This is a genomic window from Nonomuraea sp. NPDC050783 (genome assembly GCF_040802095.1).
Taxonomy (GTDB): Bacteria; Actinomycetota; Actinomycetes; order Streptosporangiales; family Streptosporangiaceae; genus Nonomuraea.
Genome location: NZ_JBFAHK010000002.1, coordinates 645,503 through 662,087 on the forward strand (window position 1 = coordinate 645,503; position 16,585 = coordinate 662,087).

Consider the following 16,585-nt stretch of genomic DNA (forward strand, 5'->3'; position numbering starts at 1 on the left):
GGAGCGGAGCGGATGGAGAGGGACGTGGTCGTGCGGGTGGCGGCGGCGGGCGAGGAGGCCGCGGTCAGGGGCGTGCTCCTCGCGGCGTTCCCCACGCCGCTGGAGGCCGACCTGGTGGACGCGCTGCGCGCCGACCCCGCATGGATTCCCGCCCTGTCCAGGGTGGCCGCGTATCCGATCGAGGGCCGGATCGCGGGCCGGGGGCGCGTCGTGGCGCACGCGTTGCTGACCCGCTGCCACATCGGGGACGTCCCGGCGCTCGCGCTGGCCCCGGTGGCCGTCGTGCCCGCCGAGCAGCGCCGCGGGCTGGGCACCCTGGTGGTCGAGGACGCCCTGGCGACGGCCCGCGGCCTCGGCGAGCGCGCCGTGGTCGTGCTCGGCCACCCCGCCTACTACCCGCGCTTCGGTTTCACCCCGGCCGCCCGGCACGGCATCACCGCCCCGTTCGACGCCCCCGCGGACGCGCTGATGGCCCTGTCGCTGGACGGCACGCCGCCGCCCCGGGGCGTGATCCGCTACGCGCCGCCGTTCGGCGGCTGAGGAGGCCGAGGAAGCCGAGGAGGCCGAGGAGGCCGAGGAAGGGGCGCGGGCCGGTCAGAGCAGGGGCCGGACGGCCGACAGGCAGCGCTCGACGGCCGGGCGCGGGTCGAAGGCGTACGTGCCGGGCCCGAACAGCTCGAACGTCAGGCACCCCGCGTACCCCCGCCGGTCCAGCGCCTCCAGGTACTCCGCCAGCGGCAGCTCGCCGTCCCCCCACGCCAGGTGCCCGGCGGGCCGCCCGTCGACCAGGTGCACGTGCCTGACCCGGTCGCCGAGCGCGTCGAAGTAGCCGTCCACCGTGTCGCCGGCGGTGGCCATGGCGACGGTGTCCAGGACGGCGCCCAGGTTGGGCGCGCCGATCTCGCCGATCATGCGGGCCAGGCCCGCCGCGTCGTTGACCAGGTTCGACTCCACCCGCTGCAACGCCTCCAGCACGCACGTCACCCCGAGCGTCGCGGCGTAGCCGGCGATCTCGCCGATCGCGTCGGCCGAGCGCCGCCAGGCGGCCTCGACGGGCTCGTCCTCGAAGCCGCGTCCCGGCGTGAGCAGCAGCAGCCCGGCGCCCAGCTCGGCGCAGAGCTCGGCGGCCCGCCGGAACAGGGCGACGCTGCCCTCCCGCAGCCACGGCACCGGCGAGGCCACGTTGACCGGGTACATCACCTGCTCGGGCGTCAGGCAGCGGACCGACAGCCCGCGCGTCTCGGCCGCGCGCCGCACCGCCCGCGCCTCGGCGTCGCTCAGCTCGGGGACGTGCAGCTGCGGCGCGACGCCCCACAGCTCCAGGTGCTCGCGGCCGAGGTCGGCGGCGTCGTCGAGGAAACGCTCGAACGGCAGGTGCTGGTAGGAGAAGTTCGAGCCGGTGAACTGCGTGATCGACAGGGACACGGGGGAGGCTCCTTCACTTGCCCACGCCGTCGGCGAGGCCCTTGACGATGTAGCGCTGGCCGAAGAAGAACAGCAGCACGACCGGCAGCGCCGCGATCACCATCCCGGCGAACACCACCGGGTACTCGGTGCCGTGCTTGCTCATCAGGCTCATCAGCCCGACCGGCAGCGTCTGCACCCCGGTGCCGCTGGTGAAGACCATCGCGAACAGGTACTCGTTCCAGGTGAACAGGATGTGCAGCAGCACCGCCGAGATGAGGATCGGCTTGCACATCGGCAGCGTGATCCGCCAGAAGCAGGTCCAGCGGCTCGCGCCGTCCATCGAGGCGGCCTCGTCCACCGAGCGCGGCAGGTCGATCATGTACGCCCGGATGAGGAACGTCGTGAACGGCACGCGGAAGGCGGTGTAGAGGATGAGCAGCGCCCAGAAGGTGTTGTACAGCCCCATCGCCTGGAACATCTTGACCAGCGGCACCAGCGCCACGGTCGGCGCGAGCATGAGCCCGCCCAGGATGAGCCCGGTCAGCCCCCGGCCGAACGGCAGGTCCGCGCGGGTCAGCCCGTACGCGGCCCACGCGCTGACCAGCACGGTGGCCACGGTCGAGGTGAGCGTGACCAGGACGCTGGTGGACAGGTAGCCGCTGACGCCCCGGTTCCACGCCTTGGCGTAGTTGTCGAAGCTCCAGTCCAGGGGCAGCGCGAACGGGTCCCCGAACAGCTCGGCGTTGGTCTTGAACCCGTTGAGCGTCATCCACAGCAGCGGGTAGAGCACCACGACCGCGAGGGCCAGCAGGAACGCCCACATGAACACGCGGGCGACCGACCCGAGGAAGCTCAGCCGCGTCACCACTCCACCCTTCTCCTGCGCGAGGCCCAGAGCTGGGCGATCGCGATGCCGAGCGTGATCACGAACAGCACGGTCGCGATCGCGGCGGCGTAGCCGAAGTTGTTGCGGACGAAGCCGCTGCGGTACAGCCACGTGCCCAGCACCTGCGTGGAGTTGTTGGGCCCGCCGGCCGTCATCACCATGACCTCGTTGAACACCTGGAACGCTCCCGAGATCGTGAGGATGATCATGATCCCGGTCATCTCGCGCACCAGCGGCAGCGTGACGTGCACGAAGCGGCCGACCGGGCCGACGCCGTCGATGGCGGCGGCCCCGTAGATCTCCCTGGGGATGCGCTGGATGGCGACGGCGAACAGCAGCGTCGAGTAGCCGAAGCCCTGCCACTGGCTCATCGCGATGATCGCCGGCATCGCCGTGCTCTCCTGGCCCAGCCACGCCTGCGCCAGCTCCGGCAGGCCGACGGCGGCGAGCGCGTGGTTGAGCGGGCCGAGGTTGGGCTCGTAGATGAAGTAGAACAGCAGGCCCGCGACGGTCAGCGAGATCGCGCACGGCACGAAGTAGACCGCCCGCAGCACCCGCTGCCAGCGCTGCGAGCGCACGCTCTCGATGAGCGCGGCCAGCAGCAGCGCGCCGAACACCTGGAACACGATGGAGACGACGGCGTACAGGACGTTGTTGCCGAGCGAGGACCAGAAGATCGGGTCGTCGGCCAGCTTGACGTAGTTGTCCAGGCCGACGTACTCCTGGCTGCCGCTGTAGATGTCCCACTTGAGCGTGCTGAACTGGAGGTTCTGCACGAGCGGCAGGTAGACGAACACTCCGACCAGTACGAGGGCGGGGACGACCCACGCGAGCCCGAGCGTCCTTCGCAGCAGGGTGGCGCGCAACGGGAGCTCCTACTTGGCCGCGTCGGAGGCCTGGCGCACGCTTTCGAGCACCTTGTCCGCCGTCATGCCGCCGCTCACGATGGCCTCGCCGCCGGACAGCCAGGCGTCGGCGACCTCGGGCACGGTGACGGTGTCGAGCCAGATGGCCAGCTTGGGCGCCTTGTTGACGAGCTGGATGCCCTCGTAGACGGCCTTGCTGGAGTTGTCGGCCGTGACCGCGCCGACGACCGTGCTGGGCTGCCCGTACGGCGGCGCCGACAGCGTCTTGGCGTTCTCCAGGCTGGTGGCGAACTTCATGAAGTCCACCGCGAGCGCCACCCGGGGCGACTTGGCGTTGATCAGGTATCCCTCGGGCGAGCCCTCCAGCATGGCGGGGTCACCGGCCGCGTTCGCCGGGACCGGGAGCTGGAAGATGCCGAAGTCGGCCGGCTTGAGCGTGCCCGAGGTGGCGTTGTCGAACTCCAGGATCTCCTGGAAGTACATGGCGGCCTTGCCGTTGGCGAACGCCTCCTGCGCCGAGCTGTAGAGCACGCCGTTGGTGCCGCTCTTGGTGTCGGTGCACTGGTCGACCAGCGTCTTGAACTGGTTGAGCGCGGTCACGTAGCCGGGGTCGGTCAGCTTGGCGGTCTCGGGGGCGAAGTCGGCCTCCAGGGTGGCGGACGGCACGTTGTACGCGAAGAGCTGCTGCAGGTAGTGCAGCGCGGGCCAGCCGTCCTTGTTGCCGAAGGCGATGGGCTCGTAGCCGGCCTTGCGCAGCGGCCCGCAGGAGGCGATCAGCTCCTCGAACGTCTTCGGCACCTGGACGCTGGCCTTCTCGAAGGCGGCCTTGCTGTAGCCCATGAACTTGCCGTTGCCGTACAGCGGGATGCCGTAGTACTTGCCGTCGCGGGCGAAGGCGGCCAGCGAGCCGGGGCTGAACGTTTTGCCCCACTCGGTGTCGGGGCCGATCACCTTGGTGAGGTCGGCCGCCCGGCCGCCGCGGATGTAGTTGTCCGCCCAGTTGCCGGTCCAGGTGAAGTAGATGTCCGGCAGCGCGTCGGAGGCGGTGAGCGTCTTGAGCTTGTCCTTGACGCTCTGGTCGGTCTCCTGGATCAGCTCGACCTTCACCTGCGGGTGCTGCTTGCTGTACGCGGCCGCGAGGTTCTCGAAGTAGGGCGCGGTCGGGTCGCCGGCGAACTTGGTGAGGATGCTCAGGGTGCCGGAGAAGTCCGGCGTGGCGGCGGCGTCGGCCGCGGGGGCCGCCTGCGGCTGCCCGCCGGAGCAGGCGGTCAGCGCGAGCGCCGTCCCGAGGAGTGCCGCGAACGTCGAGAGTGCGCGAGAGCGCATGGGCTTCCTTTCTCCCGCCTTGGTTGTTGGCCGACCTTACAGACGTTCTGATACCGGTACCAGACCCAGAGGGAAGATCTTTTCTTCGTTAGCACGGCGTGATCTGAAAAACCGCAAGTAACCCCAGCTCATAAGCTTCTTTACCGAGCCCGAGGTTGACGCCGCAGGGAGCCCTGTGCCAACGTGACCACCGCCTGATACCGGTATCAGAGTCGTGAAAGGACACCCTCATGCTCGGATTCAACGAGCCGGAATTCCTCGCCCAGTCGGCGAGCGCCGTGGGCCTGCGGCCCCAGATCGAGGAGCTGGTGGACCGGCTCGTGGACGAGGGCTTCGACACCCTGCTCCTCGTCGGCGCCGGCGGCACCTACGCGCAGATGTGGCCCTACGAGCACTGGGCCCGGCGCTCCTCCACCTTCGACGTGCGCTCGGCCATCGCCGCCGAGCTGGTGGTCTCCGGCGACGCCCGCCTCGGCGAGCGCACGGTGGCCCTGTTCACCTCGGTCTCCGGCACCACCGAGGACTGCGTGCGGGCCATCGAGTTCTGCAAGGCGAAGGGCGCCCGCACGGTCTCCTTCACCGGGCACGCCGACTCGCCCATCGCCACGATGGTGGACCACGCGCTCATCTCGCAGCCCAAGACCTGGCCGTTCGACTTCCAGCTCCTGCTGTTCGTGGGCCGCCTGCTGGCCCGCCGGGGCGAGTTCGACGGCTACGACAAGCTCGCCGGCGAGCTGGCCGGCATCCCGGAGATCCTCGTCGAGGTCGCCCGGCAGGCCGAGCCCGCGGCCGCCGCCTTCGCCGAGGCCCACAAGGACACCGGCTACCACTTCCTCATCGGCGGCGGGAACCTGTGGGGCTTCACGTACCTGTACTCGATGTGCATCCTGGAGGAGATGCAGTGGCTGCGCACCACCCGCGTGCACAGCGCCGAGTTCTTCCACGGCTCCCTTGAGCTGCTGGAGGAGGACACCAGCGTCGTCATCTTCCAGGGCGAGGACGAGACCCGCCCGCTCACCGACCGCGCCGAGGCGTTCGCCCGGCGCGTCTCCAAGGACGTCACGGTCTTCGACACCCGCGACTACCCGCTGACCGGCATCAGCCCGGAGTTCCGCGGCCTGCTCGCGCCGCTCGTGCTCGACACCGTCATGAGCCGGGTCAGCAAGCACCTGGAGCGCGTCACCGGCCACTCCCTCGACCTGCGCCGCTACTACCGCGTCATGGACTACTGAGGAAACGATGAGAGTGCTCGGCTTCGGCGACAACATCGTCGACCGATTCGTCGACCGGGGGGTCGACTACCCGGGCGGCAACAGCGTCAACGTCGCCGTCTACGCCCGCCGCCTCGGCGCCGAGGCCGCCTACCTGGGGGTCTTCGGCGACGACGACCTCGGGCGCTTCCTCGGCGCCGCCGTCGCCGCCGAGGGCGTGGACACCGGCCGCTGCGTCGTCCGGGCCGGGGAGAGCGGCGTGTCCCACCTGCGGGTGGACGACGGCGAGCGGGTCTTCCTCGGCTGGAACGGCGGCGGCGTCACCGTGCGCGAGCCTCTCGTGCTGGACGACGACCTGCTCGGCTACGCGGCCGGCTTCGACCTCGTCCATTCGAGCGTCTACAGCCGCAGCGAGCCGGAGCTGCCCAAGCTGGCCGCGCCCGGCGGCCCGCTGGTCAGCTTCGACCTGTCCAGCGAGGACGACTTCCGCGACCCCGCCTACCTCGACCGGATCTGCCCGCACGCCGACCTCGTGCTGCTGTCCTGCTCCCACCTCGGCCCGGCCGAGACCGAGGAGCTGCTGGCCGAGGCGGTGCGGCGCGGCGCCGGCCTCGCGCTCGGCACCCGCGGGACGCAGGGCGCGATCGCCTGCGACGGGCGGGTGACGGTCTCCGGCCCGGCGCGGCCGGTGGCCGAGGACGCCCTGGTCGACACGATGGGCTGCGGCGACGCCTTCCTCGCCGGATTCGCGGTCGCGCTGCTGCGCGGCGGCTGGGCCAGGGGCGAGCGGCCCGGCCGCGGCCTGATCGAGGAGGCGCTGCGCGGCGGCGCGCTGGCCGCCCACGAGCAGTGCTTCGTGGAAGGCGCCTTCGGGCACGGCCGGCCGAGCCCCGTGACTAGCATGTGATGGGCCGATCGGGAACGAGGGACGGGATCCATGCCGACTGAGCGGGGCCAGGCGGGGCCGACGATCTCGGAGGTCGCGGCCGAGGCGAGGGTGGGGCGCGCCACGGCCGCCCGCACCCTCGGCGGCTACGGCTACGTCAGCCCCGAGCTGCGGGCGCGGGTGCTCGCGGCGGCCGAGAAGCTCGGCTACCGCGCCAACGCGCTGGCCCGCAGCATGTCCACCGGCGTGAGCCACACGCTGGGGGTGATCGTCGCCGACATCGGCAACCCGTTCTTCGCCGGGCTGCTGCGGGGCGTCTCCGACACCTCGCGGGCGCGCGGGTTCGACGTGATCGTGCTCAGCACGTACGAGAACCTGAGGGAGGAGGTCGCGGCCGCGAACGTGCTCATCGACAAGCGCGTGGACGGCGTCATCGTGGCCTCGGCCGCCCTCCAGCGCGACCAGGTCGCCCACCTGAAGGCCGCCCTCGACCGCGGCATCCCGGTCGTGCTGGTCGACCGCGCGGTCGCGGCGCTCGACCTCGACGCCGTCGTCATCGACAACCGCGACGCCGCGCGCCAGGCCGTCGAGATGCTGATCGCGGCGGGCCACCGGCGCATCGGGTTCGTGTGGGGGCCGCCGGTCGGCGAGCCGCCCGCGACCCGGCGCGAGCTGCTGGCGGCCGCCTCCCGCAACCTGTGGACCGACGGCGAGCGGCTGCGCGGCTACCTCGACGCGCTCGACGACGCGCACATCCCCTTCGACCCCGAGCTGGTCATGGTGGGGCCGAAGACGGAGGAGCGGGTGGTGCACGAGGTCGGCCGCATGCTGGCGCTGCCCGACCGGGTCACCGCCGTCTTCTGCACCGAGACCGACGGCATGACCGGCTCGCTGCGCGCCCTGCGGGCGGCCGGGCTGTCCTACCCGCACGACGTGTCGCTGGTCGGCTTCGACGACAGCGCGTGGGCGGCGGTCATGGACCCGCCGCTGACGATGATCGAGCAGCCGGTGCACCAGCTCGGCGCCAAGGCGGCCGAGGTGCTGCTCGACATCCTGGCCGGGGCCGAGCCCGCCCGCGACATGCACACCCTGCGCTCCCGGCTGATCCGGCGCTCCTCGGTGGCCCCGCCCCCGGCCCTGCCGTAGCGCCGGCGGCGGTGGCGGGGCCGGAGGTCAGCGGGGGGTCAGCGGGGGCTCCACTTGACCTCGTACGGCTTCAGGTCGTACTCCTTGCCGTCCACCTCGGTGGTGACCCGCTTGTCGGCGGTGTTGACCAGCAGCAGCCGCTCCGGCTGGGCCAGCACCCGCACCTCCGGGTCGGAGGAGGAGACGTCGTCCAGCTCCGCCCCCGCCGGGAACCACGTGGCGAAGTCGCCGATGAGCCGCTGGGTCCCCAGCGGCTCGCCGGTGCGCGGGTCCCACATGCAGCCCTTGCAGGGGCCGCTCTTCGCCTGCGGGTTCCAGTACAGCGCGGTGGCGGCGCCGCTCCTGACGAACTCCATCATCGAGGCGGCCTGCACGGCGAGCCGCTTGTTCTCGGGCCAGACGGTGCCGTCCTCGGGCTCGAAGTACCACTCCGACCACCAGATCGGCATGTTCCCGGTCTTCTTCCGCAACCACTGGGTGACCGCGCTGAACTTGCCCAGCGCGCCGAACTCGTCGGGCAGCAGCTCGTGCGCGTCGGTCGGGGAGGCGCCGTCCACGACGATGAAGTCGGCGCCCTTCTTGTTCTCGAACCAGTAGGTGAAGGCGTCCAGCACGTTCTGGTTGATCACGCCCCAGTCGCCGCGCAGCTCCGAGTGGCCGCCCTTGTTGCTGTCGAAGCCGAGGTACGGGCCGCCGACCTTGGCGTCGGGGCGGACCGCCTTCACCGCGTCGTAGACCTTGTTGTAGAGCTGCGTGTAGCCCTTGTAGTCGGCGGGCCTGGAGTGGTTCGGCCAGAAGCCCTTGAACTCGTTCCACACCATGAAGTACTCGACGTCGGGGTAACGCTCGGCGACCGTGGCGGCCAGCTTGGCGTAGTCGTCGAAGTGCTCGGGGTAGGGGGCGTCCTCCAGGTGGCCCCAGCCCTCCAGGGAGGGCTGGCCCTCGGGGCCGCCCTTCATCCAGTCGGGGGCGCAGCACAGGGTGATGATCTGGGTGCCGCCGGACTCCTTCGTGAACGTGGTGCGGCTGTCCAGGTCCTCCCAGAAGTACTCGTCGCGGCGGGGCTGCGGGTTGAGCGCGCCGAAGCCCATGATGTGCTGGTTCTGCAACATCGGGGTCCGCGAGAGCGCCTGGGCGACGGTCCGCTCGAAGCGCGGGTTGATGTTGTTGGCGCTGATGCCGGTGTGCGTGAACCCCCAGCGCGGCCAGCCGGGGTCCACGGCGGGCGGCTTGGCCGCGGTGGACGGCTGCCGCTGCTCGGCACTGGCGCTGGAGGTGGGCTCGGCGCCGCCGTCCGGGCCGTCGCCGGGTCCTCCGGCACATCCGGCCATGACCACCGCCAGCACGGCGGCGGCGACGGCCCGGACCGGCCGCCGCCACATCGTCTTCCTGCTCACCGGAGACACTGAAACCCACCCGCTCTGATGTTTTGTCTGGTTATGAGGATGGCACGGGTGGACGCCCGTGCCGGGACCTGGAACCGTTCGCCCGCCGACGTTACCCCCGATAGGTTGGCGAACCATGTCCGCGAGATCACGGTTATGGTGGGCCGCCGCGCTGCTGCTCGCCGCCGGCGGCCTGCTGCTGTCGTTCCAGGAACGTGAGTATTTCTTCTACGGGCCCGCGCTGTTCCTGGATTGCCCCGGCGAGAAGCTGTCGCCCGAGCCGCGACAGCTCCTGTGGACCCTGACCGGGTGGCTGCCTCCTCCGGGCTCGCCGGCGGCCGCGGTGGTGGTGGCGTTGTGGGCGCACCGGCTCGGCCTGCGCGCCGGCCGCCCGGCGCTCGGGCGGGCGGGCCGCGTCGCCGCGGCCGCGGTCGTGGTCGTGCTGGTGACGCTCCTGCCGTCCGGCGACTCCATCGGCGGCCCGCCCGCCGGCGCCGAGCGGTACGTCTCCCCGGGCGGCGCGTACCGCTGACCGGCTCACGGGCGGACTCGCAGGTCCGCGAAGAGGGCACGGTGGTCGGAGCCGGGGACGTCGTGGATCCGCACGGCGACGGCGCCGGCGCGCCCGTCGGTCAGGACGTGGTCGATGGCGACCAGCGGCGGGAACCGGCGCATCGGCCAGGTCGGGACGAGCCCCTGCCCGGTGGCGGCGGCCGCGTCGGTGTAGCCGGTGTCCAGCAGGCCGCGCAGCACCGCGTGGTCCAGCGTCGCGTTGAAGTCGCCGGCCAGGATCCGCGCCGGCCCCGACGCGGGGGCGGGCGGCAGCGTGGCCACGCCGTCGTGCCACTCGGACACGGTCGAGGGCACCGGCGCGACCGGGTGGACGACCACCACCTCGACCGGCCGCCCGCCGGGCAGCGCCACCTCCGCCACCGGCATGTGGTGCCCGACCGGCCGGAACAGCCCGGTGCGCTCGCGCAGCCGATAGCGCGCGTACAGGCCGCTGCCCACCGGCCCCCACGTCTCCGGCCTGGTCACCTGGTACGGCAGCAGCTCCTCCAGCCCGGCCGCCCTGAGCCGGTCGCGTTCGGCGTAGGTGAGCTCCTGGAGGCTGAGCACGTCCACGCCGAGACCGCGGACCAGGCCGACGACGGTCGCGGCGTCGCCGCGGCCGCCGTTGAGGTTGGCGGTCAGCAGCCGCAGCGGCCGACCCGGCGCCGGCTCGCCGTCGGCGACCGCGCGCGGCACGACGCACCACGCCAGGCACGCGCACACGGCCAGCATGACCGCGACCGCGGCCCTGCTCCGGGCGAGCCCCGCCACCGCGAGCGCGAGCAGCGCGGCCGTCGCGAAGTACGGCGTGAAGGAGACCAGGGGCACCAGCAGCGGGCCGGACTCCAGCCCGCCGAGCCGCACGGCCGTCCCCGCGGCGAACGGCACGGCGACCGCCACCGCGAGCCGGGCCGGCCATCGGCGGCCGCGCCGGCCGCGCCGGCCGCGCCGGTCGCGCGGCCGGGGGCCGGATGCCGGCACGCCCGCGACCTCTTCCACTAGCACGTGCCGCACCCTAGGCGGTCAGTATGAGATTTCTATGATTACTGGATGAGAGCTGGCGTTCGGCGCGAGATTGGGGTAAGAGCCGCCCCGGTCACGGCAGGCGGGAACGTCTCGGGGCCGGGGCCGGGTCGTCGGCGGGGTCGCGGAAGGCGCAGGTGAAGACGTGCTCCCCGGAGCCGACCGTGACCGGGGCCGCCACGGGCCCGTCGGCCGGGTCGGGCGGCAGGTGGACGGTGGCCGTCGTGTTCGGCGGGACGACCACCCGCAGCTCCAGGCTCCCGCCCGAGCGGGACCAGCCGGCCTCGGCCCGCCCGTACGGCGTGTCGAGCGTGGCCCGCGCCCGTGACAGCCCGCCGCCCGGCCGCGGCCGGACCAGCAGCTCCCGGTAACCGGGCGCGCCCGGCGCGAGCCCGGCGACGGTCCGGTGCAGGAAGTCGGCCACGGCGCCCAGCGCGTAGTGGTTGAAGGACGTCATCTCGCCCGGGTTGACCGACCCGTCGGGCAGCATGCTGTCCCAGCGCTCCCAGATCGTGGTCGCCCCCATCGTCACCGGGTACAACCACGACGGGCAGGCGCGCTGGGTGAGCAGCGCGTACGCGGTGTCGTACGCGCCCGCCGAGGCCAGCGCGTCGCAGATCAGCGGCGTGCCCACGAACCCGGTGCCGATGCGGTGGCCGTCCTCGGCGACCAGCTCGGCCAGCCGCCGCCCGGCCCGCTCCCGCTGCCCGTCCCCGTCCAGCAGGTCCAGGTGCAGCGCCAGGGCGTAGGCGGTCTGGGTGTCGCAGGCCAGCCGCCCCGACGGGGTGACGAACTCGCGGCGGAAGGCCGCCCGCACCGCCTCGGCCAGCTCCCCGTAGCGGGCGGCGTCGGCGGAGTGGCCGAGCAGCGCGGCCGTGTCCGCCACGACGCGGGCCGACCAGGCGTGGTACGCGGTCGCGACCAGCGCGTGGTCGGTACGCGCCCGGCCGGGGTCGTCCGGGGGCGCGGCCGGGTCGAGCCAGTCGCCGAACTGGAAGCCCTCGTCCCACAGGTGGTCCTCGCCGGCGAGCCCGGCCACCTGGTCCACCCAGGCCGTCATGCTCGGGTACTGGGCGCGCAGCAGCCCGAGGTCGCCGGTGCGCTGGTGGAGCAGCCACGGGACGAGCACCGCCGCGTCCCCCCAGGCCGCCGTCGCCACGGGCGGGAACAGCAGCGGCACCCATGGCACGTACGGCGGCACCGTGCCCAGCTCGCGCTGCTCGGCGGCGAGGTCGGCGAGCCAGGACGCCAGCGGCCCGGCGCAGTCGTACAGGAAGGCGGCGGCCGGGGCGAAGACCTGGAGGTCACCGGTCCAGCCCAGCCGCTCGTCGCGCTGCGGGCAGTCGGTGGGCAGGTCCACGTAGTTGCCGCGCATGCTCCAGCGCACGTTGTCGTGCAGCCGGTTGAGCAGCGGCTCGGAGCAGTCGAAGTCGCCGGTGGGCCGCATGTCGGTGTGGCAGACCACGGCCACGACGTCGGCCGGGTCGAAGGCGCCGGGCCAGCCGTCGATCTGGGCGTAGCGGAAGCCGTGCGTGGTGAAGCGCGGCTCCCAGGTCTCGGGTCCGGCGTCGCCGCGCAGCGTGTACTGGTCGAGGGCGGCGGCGTTGCGCAGGGGCCGCAGGGCCAGCGCGCCGTTCTCCAGGACCTCGGCGTGCCGGAGGGTGACGGTGTGCCCGGCCGGGCCCTGGACGCGGATGCGCAGCCGGCCGGCGATGTTCTGGCCGAAGTCGAGGATGGTCTCACCGGCCGGGCCGGTCAGGACGCCGGCCGGGCGCAGGATCTCGGTGCGGCGCACGGGCGGGCCGGTCGGCGCGACCAGCAGGGCCGGGTCGTGGGGGAGGGCGTCGGCGGGCGTCCAGGCCGAGTCGTCGAAGCCGGGCTCGGACCAGCCGCGCGGCTCCAGGCGGGCGTCGTGCTTCTCGCCGTCGTAGAGGCCGGCGGCGGTGACCGGGCCGCTCGCGCAGCGCCACTGCCCGTCGGTGACGACCACGTCGGTGGTGCCGTCGGCGTAGGTGATCTCCAGTTGGGCGATGAGGGCGGTGCGGTCGCCGTACAGGTCGGTCTTGCCGGCCTGGAAGCCGACGCGGCCCCGGTACCAGCCGTCGGCCAGGGTCGCGCCGACCGTGTTGGGGCCCTCGCGCAGCAGGGCGGTGACGTCGTGGGTGCGGTAGCGCAGCCGGTGGCCGTAGCTGCTCCAGCCGGGGGCGAGCACATCGTCGCCGACCACGCGGCCGTTCAGCTCGATCTCGTACGTGCCGTGCGCGGTGACGTACAGCCGCGCGTGCTCGACCGGGGCGCGGGTGGTGAAGTCGCGGCGCAGCAGCAGCGCGGGCCCGTCGGGCGCGCCCAGCAGGTCCAGCGGCGGCGCGGCGGCCGAGGCCCGCCAGTCGGCGGGCTCCAGCAGCCCGGTCTCGACCGCCGACCAGGGGCTCCAGTCGCTGGCCGAGCCGTCGGCGCCGTGGACGCGCACCCGCGCGCCGCGCCGCTGCCGCGAGCCGAGCGCCGGGCCCGGCCACGGCACCAGCACCGACTCGGCGGACTCGACGCGGCCGGTGGTGAGGCCGTCGCCGAGGTCGATCTCGTACGCCCGCTGGACCCAGCCCGGGATGCCGGTGGTGACGGTCCAGGACAGGCGCGGCTCGGGCTCGCCGATGCCGAGGGGGTCGCGGTGGTGCTCGAAGGTGGGGGCGTTGACGTGCAGAGTGGTCATGTCATCCCTTGATGGCGCCGGCGGTCATCCCGGCGACGATCTTGCGGTTGAAGAAGACGAACAGCAGCAGCGGCGGGATCGTGATCAGGACGATGTCCATGAACAGCAGGTTCCACTGGGTGTTGTACTGGCTCTGGAAGTTGTAGAGGGTGACCTGCACGGTGGCGTTGTCGTCACCGGGCAGCAGGTAGAGCGGGTTGACGAAGTCGTTGAAGATGTTGACCGAGCTGACCAGCACGACGGTGATGGTCACCGGCCGCAGCAGCGGGAAGATCACCCGGAAGAACAGCCGCAGGCCGGTGCAGCCGTCGATCTGGGCGGCCTCGTCCAGCTCGCGGGGGATGGCCGCGATGAACGCCCGGAACAACAACATCGCGAAGGACAGGTTGAAGGCCACCTCGGCCAGGATCAGCCCGGGCAGCGTCTTGAACAGGCCGAGCGCCTGGAGCAGCCAGATCGTCGGCACCACTGCGGGCGGGATGATCAGCCCCGACAGCACCAGGAAGTCGGCCAGCCTGGCGGCCCGGCCGGGCCGGCGTTGCAGCACGAACGCGGCCATCGCGGCGAAGACCACGAGCAGCGCGACGGAGGCGACGGTGATGATCGTGGAGTTGACGTAGGCGCGCAGCAGCACGTAGTCGCGGGCCTCGACCACCGCCATGAGGTTCTGCACGACGGGCCAGCTCGTCGGCCAGGCGAAGTCGAGGTCCACGGCCTGCGTCTGGTCCTTGACGGCGGTCAGCAGCATGAGCGCGAACGGCACCAGGAAGATCACGGTGGCCAGCACCAGCGCGACCGTCTCGGCGCCGAGCCTGCGAAGTGTCCTCATGCGGCGACCTGCCTCTTGCCGAGGTAGTGGTTGAGCGGCACGGCGATGGCCGTGACGACGAGGAAGAGGATGACGTTGCCGGCGGTGGACAGCCCGAAGAAGCCGGCCTGGTACTGCTTGTAGATGATCGAGGCGATGGTGTCGCTGGTGAAGCCGGGGCCGCCGCGGGTCATCGTCCAGATGAGGTCGAAGGAGCGCAGCCCGCCGATGAACGACAGAATGATCACCGAGTAGGTCGCCGGCCAGCTCAGCGGCAGGATGATGTGCCGGAAGCGGTGCCAGGCGCCGCCGCCGTCCACGGCGACCGCCTGGTGGTACTCCTGCGGGATGGACATGATGCCGGCGATGTAGATGACGGTGGCCAGGCCGACGCCCTTCCAGACGTCGACCAGCGCGACCGACAGCAGCGCGGTGGTGGCGTCGCCGAGCCAGTCGCGGCCGTCCACGCCGACCAGGGCCAGGGCCTGGTCGACCAGGCCGGTCTGCGGCTTGAGCAGCATGCTGAAGGTGATGCCGACGGCGACCGTGGAGACCAGGGTCGGGAAGAACACCACCGAGCGCAGGAAGCCGCGCAGCCGCAGCCGCGAGGTGAGCAGCACGCCGAGCAGCAGCCCGAGCACGACCTTCAGTCCGCTGGTGAGGACCGCGTAGACGATGGTGTTCTGGAAGCCGATGCGCAGGTTCTGCTCGGCCAGGAAGTCGCGGAAGTTGTCCAGCCCGACGAACTCGCTGTCGAACAGCGTCCAGCGGGTCAGCGCGAAGTAGAACGCCATCACCGTCGGCACCAGGAAGATCACCAGGAAGACGACGGCGGCCGGCGCGTACAGCGCGTAGGGGTAGGCTGAGCGGCGCCTGGCCGGCGGGCGGGAGCGGGCCGGCCCGCGTGCCGGGCCGGACCCCGCGCGGGGCCCGGCGGCCTGCTCGGTCACCACCCGGCCAGCCCCAGCTGCTTGGCCTGCTTCTCCACGTCCTTGTCGTACTGGGCGGCGCCCTCGGCGGGCGGGGTCAGCCCGGAGCCGACGGCGACGGTGATCTGCTCCAGCGACGGGCCCTTGACCGGGGAGACGAACTCCAGCGCGGGCGCGGTGCGGCCCTCGTCCACGTAGACCTGGAGGTCCTTGGCCACCTGGATGGCGTCCTCCGGCAGCTCGGCCCCGGCGATCCGGTACGGCCCGGCGGGCTGCACGGCCTTGTTGGTCGCCTCGGCGCCCGCCGGCGAGGCGACGAAGGCCAGGAACTTCTTTGCCGCGTCCAGGTTCTCGGTGGTCTTGGGGATGTAGATGCCGGGCGGCTCCCAGATGGTCGCGCCGCTCCTGGCCGCGTCGGTGCCGGGGATGCCGAAGAAGCCGACGTCGGTGGCGGCCTGCGGCATGCTGGCCACCAGCGGCGGGAGCTGGGCGCTGAGCATCGGGTAGTGCGCGCCCTTGCCCTCGACCAGCATCTTCATGCCCTGGTCGTTGGTGGCCGAGCCGAAGCCCTCCTGCAGGTAGCCCTTGGCGTGCACGTCGGCCAGGTGCTGGAAGCCCGCCAGCGCGGCCGGGGTGGTGGCGAACTTGGCCTTGTTGGCCGTGTAGTCCCGCGCGAAGCCCGGCACCGCGGCCTGCACGTTGTAGTAGTCGCCGAGCACGAAGAGCTGCGAGGTCCAGGTGTCCTTGAACGTGCCGATCACCGGCGCGATCCCGGCCGCCTTGATCTTGTCGTTGTTGGCCATGAACTCGGTCCAGGTCTTGGGCACCTCCAGCTTCAGCCGCTCGTACACCTTGCGGTTGTAGAGGATGCCGCCGCCCATCGCGGTGCCGGCGGGCACGCCGTACGCCTTGCCGTTCTGGCTGACCACGGGCAGGAAGTCCTTCTGCACGTTGGCCAGCACCGGGTCGCCGGTCAGGTCGACCAGGGTCTGGGCGGGGTTGAGCGCCTGGAGCAGCGAGCCGGAGTTGTACCAGAACACATCCGACATGTCGCCCGTGGACAGCCGGGTCTTGATGATGTTGTCGCCTTCGCTGCCTCCCGGCCGGGTCTCGGTCTCGACCTTGATGGTGGGGTTCGCCTTCGTGAAGGCGTCCGCGAGGGCCTTGGCGGTGTCCAGGGTGGCCTGGCTGTTGTCGACGAGGAACTTCAGGGTGACCGCGCCGCCGCCGGACGACGCCGTGCCCGAGCCCGAGCCCGAGCCGCAGGAGGTCAGAGCCGCGATCGTGAGAACGGCCAGTGCCGCTCCCGCCGCGCGGTGAGAGGTCTTCACAACGCCCCTCCGGGTTCGTTGAAACGTTTTAAGCGTCCCCGATGCGAGTTAACGTAGGCGTCGCACGCCGGACACGTCAATAGCGAATTTGGGGAACGATCCCCAATCGTGATGCTGCG

Annotated in this window: 15 protein-coding genes; 5 read left to right on the top strand and 10 right to left on the bottom strand. The window is 72.1% G+C overall.

Features of this window, described 5'->3' with window-relative positions; all coding sequences use genetic code 11:
- Nucleotides 1–12: 12 nt before the first annotated feature.
- Nucleotides 13–540, top strand: coding sequence for a GNAT family N-acetyltransferase (locus AB0H75_RS07775; RefSeq protein ID WP_367792113.1), 528 nt, complete (start codon nt 13–15; stop codon nt 538–540).
- 54 nt (nt 541–594) lie between these two features.
- Here the strand turns inward: AB0H75_RS07775 and AB0H75_RS07780 are convergent, their stop codons facing one another.
- From AB0H75_RS07780 to AB0H75_RS07795, 4 genes are read right to left on the bottom strand one after another with little or no spacing between them, the layout of a single operon-like run.
- Entirely contained in the window at nt 595–1,425 is an 831-nt protein-coding gene (locus AB0H75_RS07780) for a sugar phosphate isomerase/epimerase family protein (protein WP_367792116.1), read from the bottom strand.
- Nucleotides 1,426–1,438: 13 nt separating this feature from the next.
- Nucleotides 1,439–2,272, bottom strand: coding sequence for a carbohydrate ABC transporter permease (locus AB0H75_RS07785; protein ID WP_367792119.1), 834 nt, complete (start codon nt 2,270–2,272; stop codon nt 1,439–1,441).
- Nucleotides 2,269–3,159, bottom strand: coding sequence for a carbohydrate ABC transporter permease (locus tag AB0H75_RS07790; RefSeq protein WP_367792123.1), 891 nt, complete (start codon nt 3,157–3,159; stop codon nt 2,269–2,271). Before AB0H75_RS07790 ends, AB0H75_RS07785 begins: the two co-directional genes overlap by 4 nt.
- Before the next feature lie 9 nt (nt 3,160–3,168).
- The gene (locus AB0H75_RS07795) at nt 3,169–4,485 is read right to left on the bottom strand and encodes an ABC transporter substrate-binding protein (protein ID WP_367792126.1); all 1,317 of its coding nucleotides are present in this window, start codon (nt 4,483–4,485) and stop codon (nt 3,169–3,171) included.
- Nucleotides 4,486–4,715: 230 nt separating this feature from the next.
- On the opposite strand from AB0H75_RS07795, the gene AB0H75_RS07800 reads away from it, so the two are divergent.
- From AB0H75_RS07800 to AB0H75_RS07810, 3 genes are read left to right on the top strand one after another with little or no spacing between them, the layout of a single operon-like run.
- On the top strand, nt 4,716–5,717 hold the full coding sequence (locus tag AB0H75_RS07800) for an SIS domain-containing protein (RefSeq protein ID WP_367792129.1): 1,002 nt from the start codon (nt 4,716–4,718) through the stop codon (nt 5,715–5,717).
- Between the two features lie 7 nt (nt 5,718–5,724).
- On the top strand, nt 5,725–6,603 hold the full coding sequence (locus AB0H75_RS07805) for a PfkB family carbohydrate kinase (RefSeq protein ID WP_367792132.1): 879 nt from the start codon (nt 5,725–5,727) through the stop codon (nt 6,601–6,603).
- A gap of 30 nt (nt 6,604–6,633) precedes the next feature.
- Complete coding sequence (locus AB0H75_RS07810; protein ID WP_367792135.1) at nt 6,634–7,728, top strand: LacI family DNA-binding transcriptional regulator; 1,095 nt, start codon at nt 6,634–6,636, stop codon at nt 7,726–7,728.
- A gap of 38 nt (nt 7,729–7,766) precedes the next feature.
- Here AB0H75_RS07810 and AB0H75_RS07815 read toward each other — a convergent pair whose 3' ends face one another.
- Entirely contained in the window at nt 7,767–9,125 is a 1,359-nt protein-coding gene (locus AB0H75_RS07815) for a xylan 1,4-beta-xylosidase (RefSeq protein ID WP_367792138.1), read from the bottom strand.
- Nucleotides 9,126–9,249: 124 nt separating this feature from the next.
- Here AB0H75_RS07815 and AB0H75_RS07820 point away from each other — a divergent pair, with 124 nt between their 5' ends.
- On the top strand, nt 9,250–9,645 hold the full coding sequence (locus AB0H75_RS07820) for a hypothetical protein (protein WP_367792141.1): 396 nt from the start codon (nt 9,250–9,252) through the stop codon (nt 9,643–9,645).
- A gap of 5 nt (nt 9,646–9,650) precedes the next feature.
- Here the strand turns inward: AB0H75_RS07820 and AB0H75_RS07825 are convergent, their stop codons facing one another.
- From AB0H75_RS07825 to AB0H75_RS07845, 5 genes are all read right to left on the bottom strand, one after another.
- Nucleotides 9,651–10,670, bottom strand: a complete 1,020-nt coding sequence (locus tag AB0H75_RS07825; RefSeq protein WP_367792145.1) for an endonuclease/exonuclease/phosphatase family protein — start codon at nt 10,668–10,670, stop codon at nt 9,651–9,653.
- A 91-nt stretch (nt 10,671–10,761) separates the two neighbouring features.
- The gene (locus AB0H75_RS07830) at nt 10,762–13,398 is read right to left on the bottom strand and encodes a family 78 glycoside hydrolase catalytic domain (protein ID WP_367792149.1); all 2,637 of its coding nucleotides are present in this window, start codon (nt 13,396–13,398) and stop codon (nt 10,762–10,764) included.
- Nucleotide 13,399: 1 nt separating this feature from the next.
- Complete coding sequence (locus tag AB0H75_RS07835; RefSeq protein ID WP_367792153.1) at nt 13,400–14,227, bottom strand: carbohydrate ABC transporter permease; 828 nt, start codon at nt 14,225–14,227, stop codon at nt 13,400–13,402.
- A complete protein-coding gene (locus tag AB0H75_RS07840; protein ID WP_367792156.1) occupies nt 14,224–15,159 on the bottom strand; it encodes a carbohydrate ABC transporter permease in 936 nt (311 codons plus the stop codon). The genes AB0H75_RS07835 and AB0H75_RS07840 overlap by 4 nt, the downstream gene beginning before the upstream one ends.
- A complete protein-coding gene (locus tag AB0H75_RS07845) occupies nt 15,153–16,466 on the bottom strand; it encodes an ABC transporter substrate-binding protein (RefSeq protein ID WP_367792159.1) in 1,314 nt (437 codons plus the stop codon). Before AB0H75_RS07845 ends, AB0H75_RS07840 begins: the two co-directional genes overlap by 7 nt.
- Nucleotides 16,467–16,585 lie beyond the last annotated feature (119 nt).

Bases quoted from the DNA above. Each gene is read 5' to 3' on its own strand.
- AB0H75_RS07775 (WP_367792113.1), top strand. From the start codon at position 13: ATGGAGAGGGACGTGGTCGTGCGGGTGGCGGCGGCGGGCGAGGAGGCC.
- AB0H75_RS07805 (WP_367792132.1), top strand. From the start codon at position 5,725: ATGAGAGTGCTCGGCTTCGGCGACAACATCGTCGACCGATTCGTCGAC.
- AB0H75_RS07795 (WP_367792126.1), bottom strand. From the start codon at position 4,485: ATGCGCTCTCGCGCACTCTCGACGTTCGCGGCACTCCTCGGGACGGCG.
- AB0H75_RS07810 (WP_367792135.1), top strand. From the start codon at position 6,634: ATGCCGACTGAGCGGGGCCAGGCGGGGCCGACGATCTCGGAGGTCGCG.
- AB0H75_RS07835 (WP_367792153.1), bottom strand. From the start codon at position 14,227: ATGAGGACACTTCGCAGGCTCGGCGCCGAGACGGTCGCGCTGGTGCTG.
- AB0H75_RS07820 (WP_367792141.1), top strand. From the start codon at position 9,250: ATGTCCGCGAGATCACGGTTATGGTGGGCCGCCGCGCTGCTGCTCGCC.
- AB0H75_RS07830 (WP_367792149.1), bottom strand. From the start codon at position 13,398: ATGACCACTCTGCACGTCAACGCCCCCACCTTCGAGCACCACCGCGAC.
- AB0H75_RS07800 (WP_367792129.1), top strand. From the start codon at position 4,716: ATGCTCGGATTCAACGAGCCGGAATTCCTCGCCCAGTCGGCGAGCGCC.